The organism is Burkholderia sp. PR2 (assembly GCF_052372875.1).
Taxonomy (GTDB): domain Bacteria; phylum Pseudomonadota; class Gammaproteobacteria; order Burkholderiales; family Burkholderiaceae; genus Burkholderia; species Burkholderia diffusa.
Window position 1 is genome coordinate 3,170,868 of the sequence record NZ_JBQRWH010000004.1, and the last position, 19,130, is coordinate 3,189,997.

At 66.9% G+C, this 19,130-nt stretch carries 18 protein-coding genes; 9 read left to right on the plus strand and 9 right to left on the minus strand.

The genetic code is table 11. The annotated features are described in order from the left end of the window. Window positions 1-4: 4 nt before the first annotated feature. From ACT2FV_RS31865 to ACT2FV_RS31900, 8 genes are all read left to right on the plus strand, one after another. Window positions 5-1,438, plus strand: coding sequence for an aspartate aminotransferase family protein (locus tag ACT2FV_RS31865; protein WP_174920175.1), 1,434 nt, complete (start codon window positions 5-7; stop codon window positions 1,436-1,438). Window positions 1,439-1,500: 62 nt separating this feature from the next. Beyond that, window positions 1,501-2,616 (plus strand): polyamine ABC transporter substrate-binding protein, encoded by a 1,116-nt coding sequence (locus ACT2FV_RS31870; RefSeq protein WP_151051074.1) that lies wholly within the window; start codon window positions 1,501-1,503, stop codon window positions 2,614-2,616. Between the two features lie 188 nt (window positions 2,617-2,804). After that, window positions 2,805-3,959: an ABC transporter ATP-binding protein gene (locus ACT2FV_RS31875; protein ID WP_124902987.1), complete on the plus strand. Its 1,155-nt coding sequence runs from the start codon at window positions 2,805-2,807 to the stop codon at window positions 3,957-3,959. Between the two features lie 10 nt (window positions 3,960-3,969). Continuing rightward, complete coding sequence (locus tag ACT2FV_RS31880) at window positions 3,970-4,956, plus strand: ABC transporter permease subunit (protein ID WP_124902993.1); 987 nt, start codon at window positions 3,970-3,972, stop codon at window positions 4,954-4,956. Continuing rightward, window positions 4,953-5,792, plus strand: a complete 840-nt coding sequence (locus ACT2FV_RS31885) for an ABC transporter permease subunit (protein WP_044847895.1) — start codon at window positions 4,953-4,955, stop codon at window positions 5,790-5,792. Before ACT2FV_RS31880 ends, ACT2FV_RS31885 begins: the two co-directional genes overlap by 4 nt. Window positions 5,793-5,893: 101 nt before the next feature. Next, on the plus strand, window positions 5,894-7,468 hold the full coding sequence (locus tag ACT2FV_RS31890) for a DUF3138 family protein (protein ID WP_124902985.1): 1,575 nt from the start codon (window positions 5,894-5,896) through the stop codon (window positions 7,466-7,468). A gap of 112 nt (window positions 7,469-7,580) precedes the next feature. Continuing rightward, a complete protein-coding gene (locus ACT2FV_RS31895) occupies window positions 7,581-8,885 on the plus strand; it encodes an NAD(P)/FAD-dependent oxidoreductase (RefSeq protein WP_124626912.1) in 1,305 nt (434 codons plus the stop codon). A gap of 24 nt (window positions 8,886-8,909) precedes the next feature. Next, window positions 8,910-10,211 (plus strand): NAD(P)/FAD-dependent oxidoreductase, encoded by a 1,302-nt coding sequence (locus tag ACT2FV_RS31900; protein WP_226117629.1) that lies wholly within the window; start codon window positions 8,910-8,912, stop codon window positions 10,209-10,211. Between the two features lie 177 nt (window positions 10,212-10,388). Here the strand turns inward: ACT2FV_RS31900 and ACT2FV_RS31905 are convergent, their stop codons facing one another. From ACT2FV_RS31905 to ACT2FV_RS31945, 9 genes are all read right to left on the minus strand, one after another. Further along, window positions 10,389-11,054 (minus strand): DUF799 domain-containing protein, encoded by a 666-nt coding sequence (locus tag ACT2FV_RS31905; RefSeq protein WP_124626915.1) that lies wholly within the window; start codon window positions 11,052-11,054, stop codon window positions 10,389-10,391. A gap of 10 nt (window positions 11,055-11,064) precedes the next feature. Further along, a complete protein-coding gene (locus ACT2FV_RS31910; protein WP_174909373.1) occupies window positions 11,065-11,493 on the minus strand; it encodes a DUF4810 domain-containing protein in 429 nt (142 codons plus the stop codon). An 83-nt stretch (window positions 11,494-11,576) separates the two neighbouring features. Beyond that, window positions 11,577-12,248, minus strand: coding sequence for a CsgG/HfaB family protein (locus ACT2FV_RS31915; protein ID WP_182670311.1), 672 nt, complete (start codon window positions 12,246-12,248; stop codon window positions 11,577-11,579). Between the two features lie 448 nt (window positions 12,249-12,696). Next, the gene (gene gor, locus ACT2FV_RS31920; RefSeq protein WP_124626919.1) at window positions 12,697-14,052 is read right to left on the minus strand and encodes a glutathione-disulfide reductase; all 1,356 of its coding nucleotides are present in this window, start codon (window positions 14,050-14,052) and stop codon (window positions 12,697-12,699) included. Between the two features lie 244 nt (window positions 14,053-14,296). Beyond that, window positions 14,297-14,521 carry a hypothetical protein gene (locus ACT2FV_RS31925; RefSeq protein WP_014895816.1) on the minus strand — a complete coding sequence of 75 codons (225 nt, stop codon included), beginning with the start codon at window positions 14,519-14,521 and terminating at the stop codon, window positions 14,297-14,299. A 373-nt stretch (window positions 14,522-14,894) separates the two neighbouring features. After that, the gene (locus ACT2FV_RS31930; protein ID WP_444505397.1) at window positions 14,895-16,016 is read right to left on the minus strand and encodes a porin; all 1,122 of its coding nucleotides are present in this window, start codon (window positions 16,014-16,016) and stop codon (window positions 14,895-14,897) included. Window positions 16,017-16,216: 200 nt separating this feature from the next. Continuing rightward, window positions 16,217-16,939 (minus strand): YoaK family protein, encoded by a 723-nt coding sequence (locus ACT2FV_RS31935; protein WP_059679054.1) that lies wholly within the window; start codon window positions 16,937-16,939, stop codon window positions 16,217-16,219. Window positions 16,940-16,997: 58 nt separating this feature from the next. Continuing rightward, window positions 16,998-17,525: a chromate transporter gene (locus tag ACT2FV_RS31940; RefSeq protein ID WP_226117625.1), complete on the minus strand. Its 528-nt coding sequence runs from the start codon at window positions 17,523-17,525 to the stop codon at window positions 16,998-17,000. Further along, complete coding sequence (locus ACT2FV_RS31945) at window positions 17,522-18,136, minus strand: chromate transporter (protein WP_059679052.1); 615 nt, start codon at window positions 18,134-18,136, stop codon at window positions 17,522-17,524. The genes ACT2FV_RS31940 and ACT2FV_RS31945 overlap by 4 nt, the downstream gene beginning before the upstream one ends. A gap of 96 nt (window positions 18,137-18,232) precedes the next feature. Here ACT2FV_RS31945 and ACT2FV_RS31950 point away from each other — a divergent pair, with 96 nt between their 5' ends. Next, window positions 18,233-19,117 (plus strand): transcriptional regulator GcvA, encoded by an 885-nt coding sequence (locus ACT2FV_RS31950; protein ID WP_444505398.1) that lies wholly within the window; start codon window positions 18,233-18,235, stop codon window positions 19,115-19,117. Window positions 19,118-19,130: the final 13 nt, after the last annotated feature.

The following is a 19,130-nucleotide window of genomic DNA, read 5'->3' on the forward strand; positions in this document are numbered from 1 at the left end:
AAACATGACTTACCGCAACGAATCTGCATGGATCCAGCCGGCCGCGCCGGCCGCCGCACCGCGCACGACGCAGGCACGCTCGACCGCCGAATACCGCGCGCTCGACGCTGCGCACCACATCCACCCGTTCTCGGACATGGGTGCGCTGAACCGCGCGGGCAGCCGCGTGATCGTGAAGGCCGACGGCGTCTATCTGTGGGACTCGGACGGCAACAAGGTCATCGACGGGATGGCCGGCCTCTGGTGCGTCAACGTCGGCTACGGCCGCAAGGAACTCGCCGACGCCGCGTATCGCCAGCTCCAGGAACTGCCGTTCTACAACACGTTCTTCAAGACGACGCACCCGCCGGTGATCGAGCTTTCCGCGATGCTCGCGGAAGTGACGCCCGCCGGCTTCAACCACTTCTTCTATTGCAACAGCGGCTCGGAAGGCAACGACACGGTGCTGCGCCTCGTGCACCAGTACTGGCGCGTGCAGGGCAAGCCGCAGAAGAAATACGTGATCTCGCGCAAGAACGGCTACCACGGCTCGACGATCGCGGGCGGCACGCTCGGCGGGATGGGCTACATGCACGAGCAGATGCCGTCGAAGGTCGAGCACATCGTGCACATCGATCAACCGTATTTCTTCGGCGAAGCGCAGGCCGGCGAGACGCCCGAGGCATTCGGCCTCGCACGCGCGCAGCAGCTCGAGGCGAAGATCCTCGAACTCGGCGCGGAGAACGTCGCGGCGTTCATCGGCGAGCCGTTCCAGGGCGCGGGTGGCGTGATCTTCCCGCCGTCGACGTACTGGCCGGAAATCCAGCGGATCTGCCGCAAGTACGACATCCTGCTCGTCGCCGACGAAGTGATCGGCGGCTTCGGCCGCACCGGCGAATGGTTCGCGCATCAGCACTTCGGCTTCGAGCCGGACCTGATCACGATGGCCAAGGGCCTGACGTCGGGTTACGTGCCGATGGGCGCGGTGGGCATCCATGAACGCATCGCGCGCCCGATCATCGACAACGGCGAATTCAATCACGGCCTCACGTACTCGGGCCATCCGGTCGCGGCGGCGGTGGCGGTCGCGAACCTGAAGCTGCTGCGCGACGAAGGGATCGTCGAGCGCGTCAAGCACGACACTGGCCCTTACTTCCAGGCGCTGATGCGCGAGACCTTCGCGCGTCATCCGATCGTCGGCGAAGTGCACGGCCACGGGATGGTCGCGAGCCTGCAGCTCGCCGAGTCGCCGGCCGAACGCCACCGCTTCGCGAACGGCGGCGACGTCGGCACGATCTGCCGGGACTTCTGCTTCAGCGGCAACCTGATCATGCGTGCGACCGGCGACCGGATGCTGCTGTCGCCGCCGCTCGTGATCTCGCGTCAGGAAATCGATGAGCTCGTATCGAAGGCGAAGAAGGCCGTCGATGCGACCGCCCAGCAACTGGGCCTTTCGTAACGACTTTGCCTACAGGCGTGCGGCGGGTGCCGCACGCCGCCATAACCCAGGGGAATTCCACCATGCGTGCCTGCTTTCTTCGCCAAGCCTGTTCCGTCGCGGCCCTTGCCGCCGCGGCCGCGTTCACTTCGGTCGCCAGCCCGTCGGCGCACGCCGACGAACTGAACGTCTACAACTGGTCCGACTACATCGCACCCGACACGATTCCGAACTTCCAGAAACAGACGGGCATTCACGTCAAGTACGACAACTACGACAGCGACGACACGCTGCAGGCGAAGCTGCTCGCGGGCAGCTCGGGCTACGACATCGTCGTGCCGACCTCGAACTACATGGCCAAGCAGATCCAGGCCGGCGTGTATCAAAAGCTCGACAAATCAAAGATCCCGAACCTCGCGAATCTCGATCCGCTGCTGATGAAGATGATCTCGGATGCCGATCCGGGCAACCAGTACGGCGTGCCGTGGGCGTATGGCACCGACGGCATCGGCTACAACGTGCAGGCAGTGAAGAAGGCGCTCGGCGACAAGGCGCCGGTCGACAGCTGGGCGCTGGTGTTCGACCCGGCCAACATGGAAAAGCTGAAGGGCTGCGGCGTGTCGTTCCTCGACCAGGCCGTCGACGTGTTCGCAGCCACGCTGCAATACATGGGCAAGAACCCGAACAGCACGAACCCCGGCGACTACCAGGCTGCGTTCGAAGTCCTGAAGAAAGTCCGCCCGTACATCACCCAGTTCAACTCGTCCGGCTACATCAACGACCTCGCGAACAACGACGTATGCGTCGCGCTCGGCTGGTCAGGCGACATCGGTATCGCGCATCGCCGCTCGGCGGAGGCCAAGCGCGCGTATGACATCAAGTTCGCGAATCCGAAGGAAGGCGGGCTGCTGTGGTTCGACGTGATGGTTGTCCCGAAAGATGCGCCGCACCCCGAGGCCGCGATGAAGTGGATCAACTACGTGTCGGACGCGAAGGTCAACGCGGCGATCACCAACACGGTGTTCTACCCGACCGCGAACAAGGCCGCGCGTCAGTTCGTGACGCCGGCCGTCGCGCAGGATCCGACCGTCTATCCGCCCGAAGACGTGCTGAAGAAGATGGTGCTGATGAAGCCGATGCCGGCCGACATCCTGCGCCTCGAGAACCGTCTGTGGGCGCAACTGAAAACCGGCCACTGATCGCCATGCATCACGGCGGCGCAGGCATCGCTCCACGCCTGCGCGCCTGAGATACGCGGACCGCCGTCCGCCTGCGCGCGCCGCGCGCCCTGTTCCATCCGGCACGAGCCGTTGTCCGCGAGTCGCGTTGCGCGTCTCGCGCGGGGACGCTCACGCCTGCAATCCGTGAAGAACGAATGGTGACTCCCATGCAATCGATACCCTCTTCCGCTGCTGCACGCCAGACCCAACCGGCCGCCCCGGCCCGCTCGAAGAACGACGCGTTCGTGCGCATCGAAAACGTCGTGAAGAAATTCGGCGACAGCACGGCCGTCGACAACGTGAATCTGACGATCGCGAAAAACGAATTGTTCGCACTGCTCGGCAGCTCGGGCTGCGGCAAGTCGACGCTGCTGCGCATGCTCGCCGGGCTGGAAACGGCCACCTCCGGCAAGATCTTCGTCGACGGCGAGGACCTCGCGTCGCTGCCGCCGTACCGCCGGCCGGTGAACATGATGTTCCAGTCGTACGCACTCTTTCCGCACATGTCGGTCGAGTCGAACGTCGCGTTCGGCCTGAAGCAGGAAGGCACGCCGAAGAACGAAATCAAGGAACGCGTGGCCGACGCGCTTGCACTCGTGCAGATGAGCAAGTACGCGAAGCGCAAGCCGCATCAACTGTCGGGCGGCCAGCAGCAGCGCGTCGCGCTCGCCCGCTCGCTGGTGAAGCGCCCGAAGCTGCTGCTGCTCGACGAGCCGATGTCCGCGCTCGACAAGAAGATCCGCCAGAAGACCCAGCTCGAACTCGTGAACATCATCGAGAAGGTCGACGTGACCTGCGTGATGGTCACGCACGACCAGGAAGAAGCGATGACGATGGCGAGCCGCCTCGCGGTGATGAGCGAAGGCAAGATCGTGCAGATCGGCTCGCCCGGCGAAGTGTACGAATTCCCGAACAGCCGCTTCTCGGCCGAATTCATCGGCTCGACGAACCTGTTCGAGGGGCGCGTCGTCGAGGACGAACCCGATCACATCTTCGTCGAGAGCGACGACCTCGAGGCACGCATGTACGTGAGCCACGGCGTGACCGGCCCGCTCGGCATGCCGGTCGGCATCTCGGTGCGCCCGGAACGCGTGCACGTGTCCCGCGAAAAGCCCGGCTCGCATCACAACTGGGCGCGCGGCGTCGTGACCGACATCGCGTACATGGGCGCGTACTCGCTGTACCACGTGCGCCTGCCGAGCGGCAAGACGGTGGTGTCGAACCTGTCGAGCTCGCACCTGATGCACGACAGCGCGCCGGCGTGGAACGACGACGTGTTCGTGTCGTGGTCGCCGGCCAGCGGCGTCGTGCTGACGCAATGAGGGCGACATGATGAGAACTTCCGCTTCCACGCCTTCCGCGCCGGTGCCGACCGGTGCGACCGCTACGACTCAGGCCGCCAAACGCCGCAGCCGCTTCGCCGCGCTGTCGCGCTTCCTGCCGTCGGGCCGCGGCATCGCGATCGGCGTGCCGTTCGTGTGGCTCACGATCTTCTTCGCGCTGCCGTTCGTGCTGGTGTTCAAGATCAGCTTCGCCGACCAGGTGATGGGGATCCCGCCGTACACGTCGCTCGTCGAGATCAAGGACGGCGTCGTGCACTTCGCGCTGCAGCTGTCGCACTACGCGTTCCTGCTGCAGGACGACCTGTACATCGCGACCTACCTCAGCTCGCTGAAGATGGCCGCCGTGTCGACGCTGCTGTGCCTGCTGATCGGTTACCCGATGGCGTACTACATCGCGCGCTCGGAACCGGCCCGGCGCAACGTGCTGATGATGGCCGTGATGCTGCCGTTCTGGACGTCGTTCCTGATTCGCGTGTACGCATGGATCGGCATCCTGAAGGATGACGGCCTCCTGAACCACACGCTGATCGCACTGGGCATCATCCACACGCCGCTGCGCCTCTATCACAGCGACGCGGGCGTCTACATCGGGATGGTCTATTCGTACCTGCCGTTCATGGTGATGCCGCTGTATGCGCACCTCGTGAAGATGGATCTGACGCTGCTCGAGGCCGCGTACGACCTTGGCGCCAGACCGTGGGTCGCGTTCACGCGCATCACGCTGCCGCTGTCGAAGAACGGGATCATCGCCGGCAGCCTGCTGGTGTTCATTCCGGCGGTCGGCGAGTACGTGATTCCGGAGCTGCTCGGCGGCGCCGACACGCTGATGATCGGCCGCGTGATGTGGGACGAGTTCTTCAACAACATGGACTGGCCGATGGCGTCCGCGGTGACGGTCGCGATGGTGCTGCTGTTGCTGGTGCCGATGGCGCTGTTCCAGTACTACCAGGTCAAGGAACTGGAGGAAGCGAAATGATCAAGCCGAGCAAACCGCTGTCGACAGGCGTCCTCGCCTTCGGCTTTCTGTTCCTGTACATCCCGATCATCAGCCTGGTCGTGTACTCGTTCAACGAGTCGAAGCTGGTGACGGTGTGGTCGGGCTTCTCGCTGAAGTGGTACGCGGCGCTGTGGCAGGACGACGAGCTGCTCACGGCCGCGTGGCTGTCGCTGAAGATCGGCCTCCTGACGGCCACCGCGTCGGTCGTGATCGGCACGTGGGCGGGCTTCGTGCTCGCGCGCTTCGGCCGCTTCAAGGGCTTCACGCTGTACACGGGAATGATCAACGCGCCGCTCGTGATTCCCGAGGTGATCCAGGGCATCTCGCTGCTGCTGCTTTTCGTGGCGCTGGAGCAGATGTTCGGCTGGCCGAAGGGTCGCGGGATGGTGACGATCTGGATCGGCCACGTGATGCTCTGCGTGTCGTACGTGGCGATCATCGTGCAGTCGCGCGTGAAGGAGATGAACAAGTCGCTGGAGGAAGCTGCGCTCGATCTGGGCGCGACGCCGCTGAAGGTGTTCTTCGTGGTGACGCTGCCGCTGATCTCGCAGGCGCTGCTGTCGGGCTGGCTGCTGTCGTTCACGCTGTCGATCGACGATCTGGTGCTGTCGGCGTTCCTGTCCGGGCCCGGCTCGACGACGCTGCCGCTGGTGGTGTTCTCGCGTGTGCGTCTTGGCCTGAACCCTGAAATGAATGCACTCGCGACGCTGTTCATCACCGCAGTGACGATCGGCGTGATCGTCGTGAACCAGATGATGATCGCGCGCGAGCGACGCCGCGTGGCCGACATGAAGGCGGCGTTCGCGGCGGCCTGACTTCCCTCTTCCCGTTCCATCGATAACAAGACCCGCGCGCCGCGTGATGCGGCGCGCAAACCGATCACACATTGACAGGCCCACGACAAGGAGAATCCGCAATGAAGAAGAAACTGATCTGCCTGCTGGTGGCCGGCGCGTTGCCGGGCATCGCGCTGGCCGACTCGACCTCCGCCGAAATCAAGGCACTGCAGGCGCAGGTCGCCGCGCTGCAGAAGCAGATGAAGGCCATGCAGGCGCAGCTCGCCGCGAAACCGGGCGGCACGCCGGTCGCGCAGGCCGGCGCGACGGCCTCGGCCAAGCCGGCGATGGTGGCCGCCGATCCGTCCTCGCCGGACTACGGCCGTGCCCAGGCCACGCTGACCAACGACGAAGTCAGCGAAATGAAGCAGCAGATCGCGAACCAGCAGCTGAAGGTCGACTCGCTGACGGACGCGGCCAACACCGGGCCGCTCGCGGGCCTGTCGGTCACGGGCTACATCGACCCGACCTACATCTACAACCGCGCGGCCGGCACGTCGTCGTTCCTGTTCGCGAACCACGAGAACGCGTACAACTACTTCAACAGCACGTTCGGCGATCTCTACCTCGACATCAAGAAGACCTTCGGCGTCGGCCCGATGGCGCCGTCGGCGGAGATCACGCTGATGCCGAACCGCGGCAACGGCATCACGCTGCTGCAGAACTCGCGCGGCTCGATCACCGACAACCTGCTGAACACGGCGGTCGTCAACGTGCCGATCACCGCGTCGACGACGCTCGTCGCCGGTTTGATCCCGAGCTTCGGCGGCTACGAGGTGCAGCAGTCGAACCAGATGCTCACGCTCACGCACAACCTGCTGTACGATTTCTCGGATCCGGGCAGCTACGTCGGCGTCGGCGCGAACTACACGAAGGGCAACTGGGCGTGGAAGTTCTTCCTCGGCAACGAGCAGTACCGCACGTACGGCTCGGTCACGCAGACGGGCACCAATGCGCTCGGCGACCCGATCAGCACGAGCAACAAGGTGCCGACCTTCACCGCGCGCGCGGACTACACGTGGTCGAGCGCACTCGATATCGGCGGGTCGTTCAACATCGGGCGGCAGACGCTGGCGAGCGCGATCGACGACCAGGGCGTCGTCCACTACGGCCCGGGCGGCGCGGCACCGAGCGCCTATGGTTCGTTCTTCTTCGGCGAACTCGATGCGACCTACACGCTCGCCGATATTCAGTACAACGCCGAAGTCGACTACGGCCGGCAGCAGCATGCGGCATTCAACGGCGGGCTCGCGCAGTGGTACGGTCTGTCGCTGCTCGCGCACCGCAAGTTCAACGCGCCGGTGGTCGGTCGCATGGGCGTGACGCTGCGCTACGACCTGCTCGCCAACACGAAGAACGGCGGCGGCGGTGGCGGCATCGCGCTGAACGGCAACGGGATGGATCCGAACAACGGCTTCGGCGTCGACGCGGACTGCCTCGCGATGTCGAAGGCCGGCGGCGGCCTGGGCTTCGAGTGCAAGGGCGCGGTGCGCCAGGACGTCGCGCTCGATCTGCTGTTCTATCCGACCCAGCAGATCACCGTGAAGGTCGAATACCGGCACGACTGGGCGAACAACAAGGTGTTCCTGCGCAACGACGGCTCGTACGGCAAGTCCAACGACCTGCTCGCGACGCAGTTCATCTATTCGTTCTGATGCTGGCCTCGCGGGACGCCGTGCCGCGTGCATGGCGTCCCGCATCGTTTCACCCGGCCGGATCGCGGTGCGTCGCGCACCGGCGCCGGCCGTCCTCGAGGGAGTCGGTTTGATGACGCAGTCTTTCACCCGCCGCGCCGACGCGCTCGCGCGCGACTCGTACTACGAAGCGACCGCCGCGCGACCCGCGGCCGACGATCCCGTGCTGGAAGACGCGATCGACGTCGACGTGTGTGTGATCGGCGCGGGCTTCGCGGGCCTGTCGACGGCGCTCGACTGCCGCGCGCGCGGGCTGTCGGTCGCCGTGATCGATGCGCACCGGCCCGGCTGGGGCGCGTCGGGCCGCAACGGCGGCCAGGCAATCACGGGCTTCGCGAAAGACGAGGTGATCGAGCGGCAGCTCGGCGCCGCCGGCGCGCGTGCCGCGTGGTCGCTGTCGCTCGACGGCGTCGCGCTGATCGCCGAGCGCATCGCGCGCCACGGCATCGACTGCGACTTCACGCGCGGCTACCTCACGGTCGCGACGAAGCCGCGCCGCATCGACGACCTGCGCGCATGGATGGATGCCGCGACGTCGCGCTGGGGCCATCCGTCGCTCTCGTGGCTCGACACCGGCGCGATTCGCGCGCGCATCGCATCGTCCCGTTATCTGGCGGGCGTCTACGATCCGCTGTCGGGTCACCTGCATCCGCTCAAATATTGCCTGGGCCTCGCCGATGCCGCGCGCCGCGAAGGCGTCGCGCTCCATGCGCACACGCCCGCGCTCGACGTCGTTCGCGGCGCGCGGCCGGTCGTGCGCACACCGTCGGGCGAAGTGCGCTGCCGCTTCGTCGTGTCGTGCTGCAACGCAGGCCCCGGCGGCATCCTGCCGGCCGCCACCGCCGCGCGCATCGCGCCGATCGCGTCGTACATCATCGCGACCGAACCGCTCGGCCGCGCGCGCGCCGACGCGCTGATCGCGCAGCGCGAAGCCGTGTGCGACAACAACTTCTTCCTCGACTACTTCCGGCTGTCGGCCGACCATCGCATGCTGTTCGGCGGCCGCGCGAACTCCGCGGGCGCGTCACCCGACACGCTCGCGGAAACGATCCGGCAGCGCATGGTCGGCGTGTTCCCGCAGCTCGCCGACGTGCGCGTCGACCACGCGTGGGGCGGCTTCGTCGACGTCACGCGCAACCGCGCGCCGGACTTCGGCGCGCTCGATCCGAACTTCTTCTACGTCCAGGGCTTCAGCGGGCACGGCGTCGCGCTGACCGGAGTCGCCGGACGCGCGATCGCCGGCGCGATCGCGGGCGACACGCGCGCGTTCGACCTGTTCGCGCAGCTGCGCCACCGGCGCTTTCCCGGCGGCGACGCGTGGCGGCAACCCGCGCTCGAACTCGGGATGCTGTACCACCGCGTGCGCGAGCTGTTCTGAGCCCCTTCATTCGCTTTCCTGATCATGCAGACATTCGCCAACCAGCCGCACGTCGCGTCTTACTACGCGGCGACCGCCAACGATACGACCCGCCATGCGCCGCTCGCCGGCACGACCGACGCCGATGTGTGCGTGATCGGCGCGGGCCTCACCGGTTTGTCCGCCGCGCTCAACCTCGCCGAGCGCGGCCACTCGGTGACCGTGCTCGAAGCGTCGCGGGTCGGATGGGCGGCGAGCGGGCGCAACGGCGGCCAGCTGATCGGCGGCTTTGCATGCGACATCGACACGTTCGGCAACTTCATGCCGGAAGGCGACGTGAAGCGGATCTGGGACATGGGGCTCGAAACGCTGTCGCTCGTGAAGTCCCGCATCGCGCGGCACGACATCGACTGCGCGCTCGTACCGGGCTACCTGACCGCCGCGAACACCGAGCGCGACGCGGATGCGCTGAAGCGCTGGCGCGACGAGGCCGCGAAGCGCTTCGGCTACGACCGCTTCCATTTCGTGGAGGCAGACGAGCTCGGCGACTACGTGCAGTCGGCGCGCTATCGCGGCGGCCTGTACGACCCCGACAGCGGCCACCTGCATCCGCTGAACTACACGCTCGGGCTCGCGCGTGCGGCCACCGACGCCGGCGTGCGGATCCACGAGGACAGCTGCGCGACGCGCGTGCGCGACGTGTCGGGCGGCCACGTCGTCGAAACCGCCCAGGGGCAGGTGCGCGCGCGCTTCGTCGTGCTCGCGTGCAACACGTACGTGGGTACGCTCGCGCCCGCGCTGTCGAAGAAGATCATGCCGGTCGGCACCTACGTGATCGCCACCGAGCCGCTCGGCGAAGCGCGCGCCGCCGCGCTGATGCCCGCGCGCGCGGCGATCTGCGACAGCCGCTTCGTGCTCGACTATTTCCGGCCGGCGCCCGACACGCGGCTCGTGTGGGGCGGCAAGGTCAGCTATTCGACGCGGGAACCGCGCGATCTCGCGGCGGCAATGCGCGCGGACATGCTGAAGACGTTCCCGCAGCTCGCGGACGTCAAGGTCGACTACGCATGGGGCGGCTTCGTCGACATCACGATGAACCGCGCGCCGCACTTCGGGCGCGTGGCGCCGACGATGTACTTCGCGCAGGGCTTCTCGGGGCACGGCGTGAACACGACCGCGCTCGCGGGCAAGCTGATCGCCGAGGCGATCGACGGCCAGGCGAGCCGCTTCGACCTGTTCGGCAAGATCCGGCATCGCGACTTCCCCGGCGGCGCGACGCTGCGCACGCCGGCGCTGGTGCTCGCCATGAGCTGGTACCGGCTGCTCGACGCGTTCGGCATGCATTGAGCGGGCCGCGTCGGAGCGATGCGAGCCGTAAGCGCGTCGCACACCGCGCGTCTCACGCCACACACCGATGCAAAATGAAAAACGGCCGCGCAACCAGCGCGGCCGTGCAATCGATTCGCGTGACATCGGTGCGTCGGGCACATACCGTGCCCACGCACCGCGCACGACATGCACCGATCAGTCCGTCCCGTACTTCGGCGAATGCGGACCGTACAGCAGCCCGTTCGGCGGACCGGCCGACAGCAGCCGCGTGCTGGTGAACGCGGCGACGTCATGGCTCTGGTCGATCAGCGTGTTCGCGATCTGCTTGACCGCTGCCGTCACCAGCATGCCGATCAGGCTGCCGCCGCCGTTGTTGCCGCCCTCGTCGCTGCTCGCGCTCGCCCGGCCCTGCCACAGCACGTCGCCGGTGCGCAGATCGACGAGCTTCGCCGAGGCCGACACGACCGTTGCGCTCGCAAGGATCCGGTAGACGGTGCCGTACTGCGACACCTTCGAATACAGCGCGGCATCCGCACCGAAAATCTCGCGCAGCTTCGCGGGCGACGTCTGCTGGATCTCGGCCGCGTTGGTCAGGCCGTTCTGCTTGAACGTCTCGTCCATCACGGCAACCGGCACCACGTAGTAGCCGGATTCGGCCAGCGGCAGCGTCATCTGCGACAGCATCCCGTAGGTTGCCGCCACGTCGGACGTCTCGTTGAGGGGCGGCAGGACGAGGATCGAGCGCGGCTGGCTCTTCTTGAACGCCGTGTAGTCGGGTCGTTTCACCGGCTGCGCGCACGCGCTCAGCAGCGCGACGATCGACAGCACGGACATCAGCTTGAATGAGAGTGTCTTGAACATGGCGGGCGCGTTACGGTTTGGCGGTGGTCGGGGCAGTATCCTTCTGGCCGGCGATCGCCTGGGCGGCTGGCTTCTGATCCGCGGTCTTCGACGCGCCGGTCTTCTTCTTCATCAGGAAATCCATGAAGGTCGACGATTCCGGGAACGACTGCTTCTCGGCCTGCAGTTCCTGCTCGGCCTGCTGCTCGTTGCCGACGCTCGCGTACAGCATCCCCAGATGCGCATGGAAGCCCGGCGGCGGCATGTTGCCCTTCGCGCGAATCTCCTGCAGCGCCTTTTCGAGCGCGTCGATCTGCTCCTGCGGCGACTTCTGCCCCTTGAAGTACTCGTACACCTGCGGCTGATAGCCGGTCCACTGATAAAGCGGCGGCGTGGAGCTCGCGCAGCCGGCGAGCAGCAAGGCGGCGGCCGTTGCCGGCAGCCAGTTACCCCGTTTCATGGTCTGTTCTCTTTTGATGTCGTTGTCAATCGGTCCAGCGCGGCGCCGGCCCCGGCGCCGCGCTGCTACATGGGCTGCGACGCTTACTGCGGTACCTTCAGCGTGCCGGCGTCGACCTGGTCGACGAGATGATTCACGGCTTCCTGGATCGCGAGGTCAAGCACCTTGCCGTTGAGCGTCGAGTCGTAACCGGCCGTGCCGCCGAAGCCGATCACTTCCCGGTTCGACAGGCTGAACTCGCCCGCACCCTGGCTCGACGCGACGACTTCCGACGTCGTCGTGTCGACGATGTTCAGGTTGACCTTCGCATACGCGACCTGCGTCTTGCCGCGGCCGAGAATGCCGAACAGCTGGTGATCGCCGACGTCCTTGCGGCCGAACTCGGTCACGTCGCCGGTCACGACGTAGTTCGCGCCCTTCACGGCCTGTGCCTTCTTCATGAAGCCGGCTTCCTGCTTGATCTCGTCGAGGTTCTCGCGATCGAGCACGTTGAAGCGGCGGCTCTGCTGCAGGCGCGTGACGAGGATCGTCTTCGCCTGTCCGCCGAGGCGGTCGATGCCGTCCGAGAAGATGCCGCGCATGTAGCTCGAGCGGTTGTCGAACTTGCCGACCGCGATCGCGACGGGCTTGCCCGCATACGGCTTCTGCGCGCTGCTCACTGCCGGCACGTCGAGCGTGCGCGACGATTCGGTCGCGCAGCCGGACAGCGCCGCGACGAGCGCCGCCGCCACGAGAACGGTGCGTCGTGTCTGAATGTTCACTGCTGGTCTCCTTGCGTGAAAAGATTGCCCGGAACGGGCGCGCCGGCGCGTTGACGAGCCGGCGGTCGATGCGGTGATTGAAACGGTTGGGGCACGCATTGGCGCGCGCGACTTCATCGCCCGGACGGCGACGGAGATGGCGGCATGCGAAGGGAAAGTGCGCGCAACGGACGTGCTGCGGCAAGACGCGAACGCGCGGCGCATGGATCGACCACCCCGCTTGCGCCGGCTACCCCTTGATTTTGTTTACTGCGCTGTTGATCGCGCATGATCGGCCCCGAATATGATTTTCGGCCGATGATACCAAGCCTGATTATCGAGACGGGGATTCTTTGGAAGAATTGACGTTCTTTACGAATCATCGCGGATCCGTGGTGCGTCACACGCCAGCCGGGCGCGCGGAACACGCGCGCCGGCCGGCGAGCCGGCGCACCGGTTGCGGTCAGTCGGCCACTTTCTGGCGCATCGTCACGAATTCCTCCGCTGCGGTCGGGTGAATGCCGATCGTGTCGTCGAACTGCGCCTTCGTCGCGCCCGCGCGGATCGCGATCGCGATGCCCTGGATGATCTCGCCCGCGTCGCGGCCGACCATGTGCGCGCCGATCACGCGCTGGCTGTCGCGCGCGACCACGAGCTTCATCAGCGTGCGCTCGTCGCGGCCCGACAGCGTGTGGCGCAGCGCCTTGAACGACGCGCGGTAGATGTCGACCTCCCCGTGCAGGCGACGCGCATCGGCCTCGGTCAGGCCGACCGTCGCGACCTCGGGCTGGCTGAACACGGCCGACGGCACATAATCGTGATCGGCCGCGACACGCGCGCCGCCGAACAATGTCCGCGCGAGCAGTCCGCCGTCGCGTGTCGCCACCGGGGTGAGCTGCGGCCGCGACGTGACGTCGCCGATCGCATGGATCGAGGGCACCGACGTCGCCGAATACGCATCGACGGCGATCGCACCACGCGCGTCGAGCACGACGCCCGCCCGTTCGAGCCCCAGCCCTTCGACGTTCGGCACGCGGCCGGTCGCGTAGAGCACCGCGTCGTACGGCCCGTGCTGCGCGTCGCCGACACGCACGGAGAGCGTGCCGTCGTCCGCGCGCGCGATCGATTCGACCACCGCGCGCGCATGGATCGCGACGCCCTGCCTGGTCATCTCGTCGGTCAGGAATTGACGCACGTCGTCGTCGAAGCCGCGCAGGATCTTCTCGCCGCGATAGAAGAGATCGACATGGCTGCCGACGCCGTTGAAGATGCCCGCGAACTCGACCGCGATATAGCCGCCGCCGACCACCGCGATGCGTGCGGGCAGCGTCGCGAGCGACAGCGCCTCGCGCGACGTGATCGCATGCTCGATGCCGGGCCGCGACGGCAGCGACGGGCGCGAACCGGTCGCGATCGCGATGTGGCGCGCACGGATCGTGCGTTCGCCGATCGCGACGGTATGCGCATCGACGAGCGTCGCGCGCCCCGCGTGCATCGCGACGCCGGATTGCCGCAGCAGGTTGATGTAGATGTCGCTGAGCCGGTTGATCTCGCGATCCTTCGCGGCGATCAGCGCGGGCCAGTCGAGCGTGCCGGCGCCGAAGGTCCAGCCGAAGCCCTTCGCGTCCTCGAGCTCGTGCGGATAGTGCGATGCGTAGACGAGCAGCTTCTTCGGAATGCAGCCGCGCAGCACGCAGGTACCGCCGATCTGCTCTTCTTCCGCTATGCCGACGCGCGCGCCGTATGACGCCGACATCCGGGCGAGCCTCACGCCGCCGGAGCCGGCCCCGATGACGAACAGGTCGTAGTCGAAATCCATCGCAAGCCCTCATCTCGATTCGGATGACGGCACGATAACAAGATTCGGGAATTCGTGTGGACCGTGGCGCCGCAGGACGCGCGCGCCATAAAAAACGGCGAGAGACGTTGCCTCTCGCCGGTCAAACCAGCTGCCGGGTTTGCCATGCGTCACCGATCGACCACATGCCCGGCCTGCCGGCCGCGCGGCACCGGTCCGTCCGGGCGCGCGAGGGGCGCACCCGCGGCGGGACCGGCCGCCATGCTCAGGCCTGCGACGTGTCGCTGCCGTCCGTCGCCTGCGTATCGTCTGCCTGCTGGGGCTGCTCTTCCTTCTTCTCGAGCATGCCTTCGATCGCCTCGGCGCCCTTGAAGCCGGCGACGGCTGCCGCCGCCTTGGTCAGCAAACCCGCATCCGGATCGACCTTCTCGGCCGCCTCGACGGCTGCCACTGCGCCAGCGATTTCACCCACGGTGTTCAGGATACCCATCGTCATCCCCTTTCAAGAAAATCGTGAGCGCATCGTCCCACGAAAAAAACCGGCAGACCGTGTTTGTCATCACCGGATACACAAGTTACGCACGAGGCCGGCCGCACGCGAAACGCACGCCGGAACGACGCCCGCGCGTGCGTTGCGGCACGCGGCGGACCCTGCACGCAGCGTAGCGGAATCGCTTCGTGCGCACTGTCAAAGTATGTTCTGGAATGCCGACGGAATCCTTACGGGCTGGCAGTTCCCGATGGAGCGGTCGCTGAATGGTCGGCCACGCGCATGAAGGTCGCGTGACGAAAAAAAAGAGGCTCCCGCGGGAGCCTCTTCGATGCGCGCCGAGCCTGGGCCCGCGCATGCATGCCGACTTTCGTCAGAAGATATTGCGCAGGCCGATCGCGATGCCGGTCTGGTTGCTGCGACCCGGCAGTTCGACGTTCGCCGCGCCGTTCGTCTTGTTGAAGTCGATGGTGCCGTAGACTTCCGTGCGCTTGCTGAGCGCGTATTCGGCGATGCCGACGATCGCGTAGCGGTTGCCGCTCGCGAGCGTGCCGTTCGCGGTCATCGCGTTGCGCATGTGGTCGTAGTAGAACGCGCCCGTCAGCGTCAGCGGCGTGCTGACCTGCCAGCTCACGCCCGCGAACGGACCGTCGTCGATCCGGCCCGTGCCCTTCGCGACCGGAATCGACTGCTGCGCGAGCAGGCTGTCGACGAAACCGGTGTCATCCTTCGAGCGCAGGTAGCCGGCATAGACCTTCGCCTTGCTGAACGCGTACACGACGTTCGCGTGGTAGATCGTCTGCTTGCGTGCGGAGTTGTCGCTGTTCTGCTGCGCGCCGGCCGCGATGCTGAGCGGGCCCATCACGTACGACAGCGAGACGCCCCACGCATTGCCCTTGCCGAGCGAGCCCGGGATCTGGCCCGAGAAGCCGCCCGCGCCGGTCGATTCGTAGTTCGTGCCCGTCGAATACATCGCCTTCGCGGTCAGGCCCGCGAAAGTGCCCGAGTACTTGATCTGGTTGTCCGCATACAGGCCGCCGCCGAGTGCGACCGGCAGCCAGGCATTTTCGAAGTAGTTGCCGACCGTCAGCGGATCGTAGGTGTCCGACAGCAGGTCGAAGAGCGGCGTCTTCTGGCGGCCGAGCGTCACCGTGCCGTACGGGCTATCCAGGCCGACGTATGCCGCACGGTTGAACAGGCGGCCGCTGTCGGAGAATGCGCCGTTCTGCAGGTTCACGCCGCTTTCGAGCTTGAACACGGCCTTCAGGCCGCTGCCGAGGTCTTCCGTGCCGTAGATGCCGAAGCGGCTGTTGGTGATCGCGCCGTTGGTCATCGACAGCAGGCCGTCGTTCTTGGCGTTTGCGTTGGTCAGGTAGCGGACGCTGACGTCGGCGACGCCCCAGAGCGTGACCGAGCTTTGTGCGGCCGCGTACTGGCTGGCGAATGCGAGCGCGGCGCCCCCTGCGATGACTGCGAGTCGGGTGGTCTGCTTCATGAGCTTTCCTATTTGTAGGTGTCTCCGTTCATTGCCGGCCGCGTGCGCAGCCGGGTGGCGATCGCGCACGTTCATGGCGCGCGCGATATGGGCTGAATCATATGACGACTGCAATCTCTGAAAGAAATTGAAACGCGCGGTAATCGCGCGACTGTCGCCCGGGAACAACGTTTCCCGTACCGGGCTTGCCTCGCGCGCCGTCAGGCCGTTTGCGCCACCCCGTCGCCGTCGCGACCGTCGTCGCCGCCGTTCCCCGCGCGACGCCACGCGCGCCGCACGATCTCCGCGAACGCGCCCGCAAGCAGCAGCACGGCGCCCCACAGCGCGACGTCCGGCGCGAGCCGCGTCGCGAGGCCGCCGACCACCGCGCCGGCCAGGAAGCAGAAGCTGATCGTCGCGAGCAGCGCCGAGTCGTGCAGCGCACCCGCGTCGTAGCGCGGGATCAACCCGACGAACAGCTTCTGCGCGGCACGCCGCAGGTTGCCGGTCGTCATCACCGACGTGTACGACAGTTCCTCGAGATGGGTGAACGACAGCGTCTGCAGCGTCGCGACGAACGAGATGCCCGGAATCAGCCACGCGCTCGACGCGCCGACGAGGCCGCTCGCGGCGACGCCGAGAAACGCGATCTCGACGATCAGGCTCGCGAACGCGGTGTGCCGCATCCAGCCGCGCTGTGCGGCGAGACCGAGCAGGTGCGCGACGAACACTGCGATCACGAAGCCGACGAGCGGCGGCACGTGATGCAGCGCGGCGGCCCATTCGCCGGCCGACAGGTTGATGCCGAGCAGCGCGACGTTGCCGGTCATCGTGTTCGCGAACACGTGGCCGTGGCCGACGTACGTGTACGCGTCGAGGTAGCCGCCGGACAGCGTCAGCAACGCGGCGACAGTGAGATTGCGGCTGGCGCCGTCCAGATCCATCGATCCTCCCGTGAATATTCGCGCCAGTATGCTGCACGGGAGATGGCTTGTCCTTGGCTCACTGCCCGATGCCCGTGAGCCCGATCAACGCGCCGGCCGCGAGCAGCCATAGCGGATGGAGGCGCGTGCGCCACGCGAGCACCGCGCAGGCGGCCGTGATGCCCCATTGGATCGCCGTGCGGTTCGACGCCTCGGAGATCAGCACCGCGCTGGCCGCGACGAGCCCGACCGTGACCGGCATCAGCCCCTGCTGCACGTAGCGGCGCCACGGCCGGTCGCGAAAGCGCTCCCACGCGTGCAGCGCCAGCACCGTGACGAGCGACGACGGCCCGAACTTCGCGATCGACGCGACCAGCAGCCCGGCCCAGCCGGCCACGTGCCAGCCGACCAGCGACACGATCATCATGTTCGGCCCCGGCGCGGCCTGCGCGAGCGCGAACAGCGCGGTGAACTCGTGCGCGCTCATCCAGTGGTGCACGTCGACGACCTGCCGCTGCATCTCCGGCAGGATCGTGTTGCCGCCGCCAAACGCGAGCAGCGAAAGCTGGCTGAAGATCGTCGCGATCGCGACCAGCGTGTCGTTCATGACTGGCCTCCGTCGCGCGCGGCGGCGTGCTGCGGTGCCGGCGTATCGCGGCGGCGCGACGCGAGCCAGATGCTCGCGGGCGTCAACACCAGCATCGTGGTCAGGAGCGGCATGCGCAGCACCGCGATCGCGACGAACGCGAGCGCCGCGATGCCGGCCGCGGTGCGCGGCGCGTGCCGCAGCTGTTTCGCGACCTTCACGGCCATCGCGACGAGCAGGCCCGCGGCCGCGGCAGCGAGCCCGCCGAACAGGTGCTGCACACGCGGATCGCCCTGCGTCTTCGCATACAGCACGCCGAGCGCGACGACCACGAGCGTTGGGCCCGCGATCAACCCGAGAATGCCGGCGAACGCGCCCGCGACGCCGCGAAAGCGCATGCCGACGGCGACCGACAGGTTGATCACGTTGCCGCCCGGCAGGAACTGGCACAGCCCGAGCAGATCGGTGAATTCGTCGGCGGTGAGCCATTTGCGCTCGTCGACGATCGTACGCCGTGCGAACGGCAGCGCGCCGCCGAACGACATCAGGCCGAGCGACAGGAAACCGGTGAACAGCTCGGCGAGGCCGATCCGGCGCGGGGACGCGGCGGGCGGCGGAGAAACGGATTGCATGGGGGTCCTCATCAAACGGTGCCTCGAGGTTACCGCCGTTCCGCACCCCGGCAAAACGATTTTATCGGCGCGCCTTTGTGACTTAGAATCACAAGCATGGCACGCGATCTCCCTTCCTTTTCCGCGCTTCGGGCCTTTGAAGCAGCGGCACGACACGAAAGCTTCAGCGCCGCCGGCGACGAGCTGCATGTGACTCACGGTGCCATCAGTCGGCAAATCGCCGGGTTCGAGGCGTGGCTCGGCAAGCCGGTGTTCCACCGCTACGGCAAGCGCGTGAAGCTCACCGACGAAGGCCGCCGCTATCTGGATACCGTCCGTGCTGCGTTCGACAGCATCGCGCTCGCCACCGAGCAACTGCGCAACACCGGTGCCGCACGCGTGCTGCGCATCAATGCGCTGCCGACCTTCGCGATGAAATGGCTGCTGCCGCGCCTGTCGCGGTTCCAGCGCGACGTGCCGAACGTCGAGCTGAAGCTGTCCACGTCGAACGCGCCGCTCGACGCGCTCGACGGTTTCGACGTCGCGATCCGCCGCGGCCCCGGCCACTGGCCGAACTGCACGAGCGGCCACTTCCTCGACGAAAGCGTGATTCCGGTCTGCAGCCCCGCGCTGCTCAAGCGCGCGCCAATCGCCCGGGCGGACGATCTCGCGCGGCACGTGCTGCTGCATTCGGATACGCGGCCGGAAGGCTGGCGCGACTGGTTCGCGGCGGCCGGCGTGACGATGAAGGGGCGCAAGCGGCAGTCGTTCGATCACTTCTACCTGGCGCTGCAGGCGGCCGTCGACGGGCTGGGCGTCGCGCTCGGCCCGCTGCCGCTGATCGACGACGAGCTCGCGAGCGGCCGCCTCGTGATGCCGCTGCCCGGGCCGCGCATCGCGACGCGCAGCTACTGGTGGATCGCGCCGGGCGCGCCGGCCGGCGATACGCTCGTCACGCAGTTCTGCGCGTGGCTGCAGGCGCAGTCGAATATCGGCCCGTAAATACGTGCCGGCG

Bases quoted from the DNA above. Each gene is read 5' to 3' on its own strand.
- ACT2FV_RS31900 (WP_226117629.1), top strand. From the start codon at position 8,910: ATGCAGACATTCGCCAACCAGCCGCACGTCGCGTCTTACTACGCGGCG.
- ACT2FV_RS31910 (WP_174909373.1), bottom strand. From the start codon at position 11,493: ATGAAACGGGGTAACTGGCTGCCGGCAACGGCCGCCGCCTTGCTGCTC.
- ACT2FV_RS31885 (WP_044847895.1), top strand. From the start codon at position 4,953: ATGATCAAGCCGAGCAAACCGCTGTCGACAGGCGTCCTCGCCTTCGGC.
- ACT2FV_RS31875 (WP_124902987.1), top strand. From the start codon at position 2,805: ATGCAATCGATACCCTCTTCCGCTGCTGCACGCCAGACCCAACCGGCC.
- ACT2FV_RS31930 (WP_444505397.1), bottom strand. From the start codon at position 16,016: ATGAAGCAGACCACCCGACTCGCAGTCATCGCAGGGGGCGCCGCGCTC.
- ACT2FV_RS31895 (WP_124626912.1), top strand. From the start codon at position 7,581: ATGACGCAGTCTTTCACCCGCCGCGCCGACGCGCTCGCGCGCGACTCG.
- ACT2FV_RS31940 (WP_226117625.1), bottom strand. From the start codon at position 17,525: ATGAACGACACGCTGGTCGCGATCGCGACGATCTTCAGCCAGCTTTCG.
- ACT2FV_RS31945 (WP_059679052.1), bottom strand. From the start codon at position 18,136: ATGCAATCCGTTTCTCCGCCGCCCGCCGCGTCCCCGCGCCGGATCGGC.
- ACT2FV_RS31925 (WP_014895816.1), bottom strand. From the start codon at position 14,521: ATGGGTATCCTGAACACCGTGGGTGAAATCGCTGGCGCAGTGGCAGCC.
- gor (WP_124626919.1), bottom strand. From the start codon at position 14,052: ATGGATTTCGACTACGACCTGTTCGTCATCGGGGCCGGCTCCGGCGGC.
- ACT2FV_RS31890 (WP_124902985.1), top strand. From the start codon at position 5,894: ATGAAGAAGAAACTGATCTGCCTGCTGGTGGCCGGCGCGTTGCCGGGC.
- ACT2FV_RS31905 (WP_124626915.1), bottom strand. From the start codon at position 11,054: ATGTTCAAGACACTCTCATTCAAGCTGATGTCCGTGCTGTCGATCGTC.
- ACT2FV_RS31865 (WP_174920175.1), top strand. From the start codon at position 5: ATGACTTACCGCAACGAATCTGCATGGATCCAGCCGGCCGCGCCGGCC.
- ACT2FV_RS31950 (WP_444505398.1), top strand. From the start codon at position 18,233: ATGGCACGCGATCTCCCTTCCTTTTCCGCGCTTCGGGCCTTTGAAGCA.
- ACT2FV_RS31935 (WP_059679054.1), bottom strand. From the start codon at position 16,939: ATGGATCTGGACGGCGCCAGCCGCAATCTCACTGTCGCCGCGTTGCTG.
- ACT2FV_RS31870 (WP_151051074.1), top strand. From the start codon at position 1,501: ATGCGTGCCTGCTTTCTTCGCCAAGCCTGTTCCGTCGCGGCCCTTGCC.
- ACT2FV_RS31880 (WP_124902993.1), top strand. From the start codon at position 3,970: ATGAGAACTTCCGCTTCCACGCCTTCCGCGCCGGTGCCGACCGGTGCG.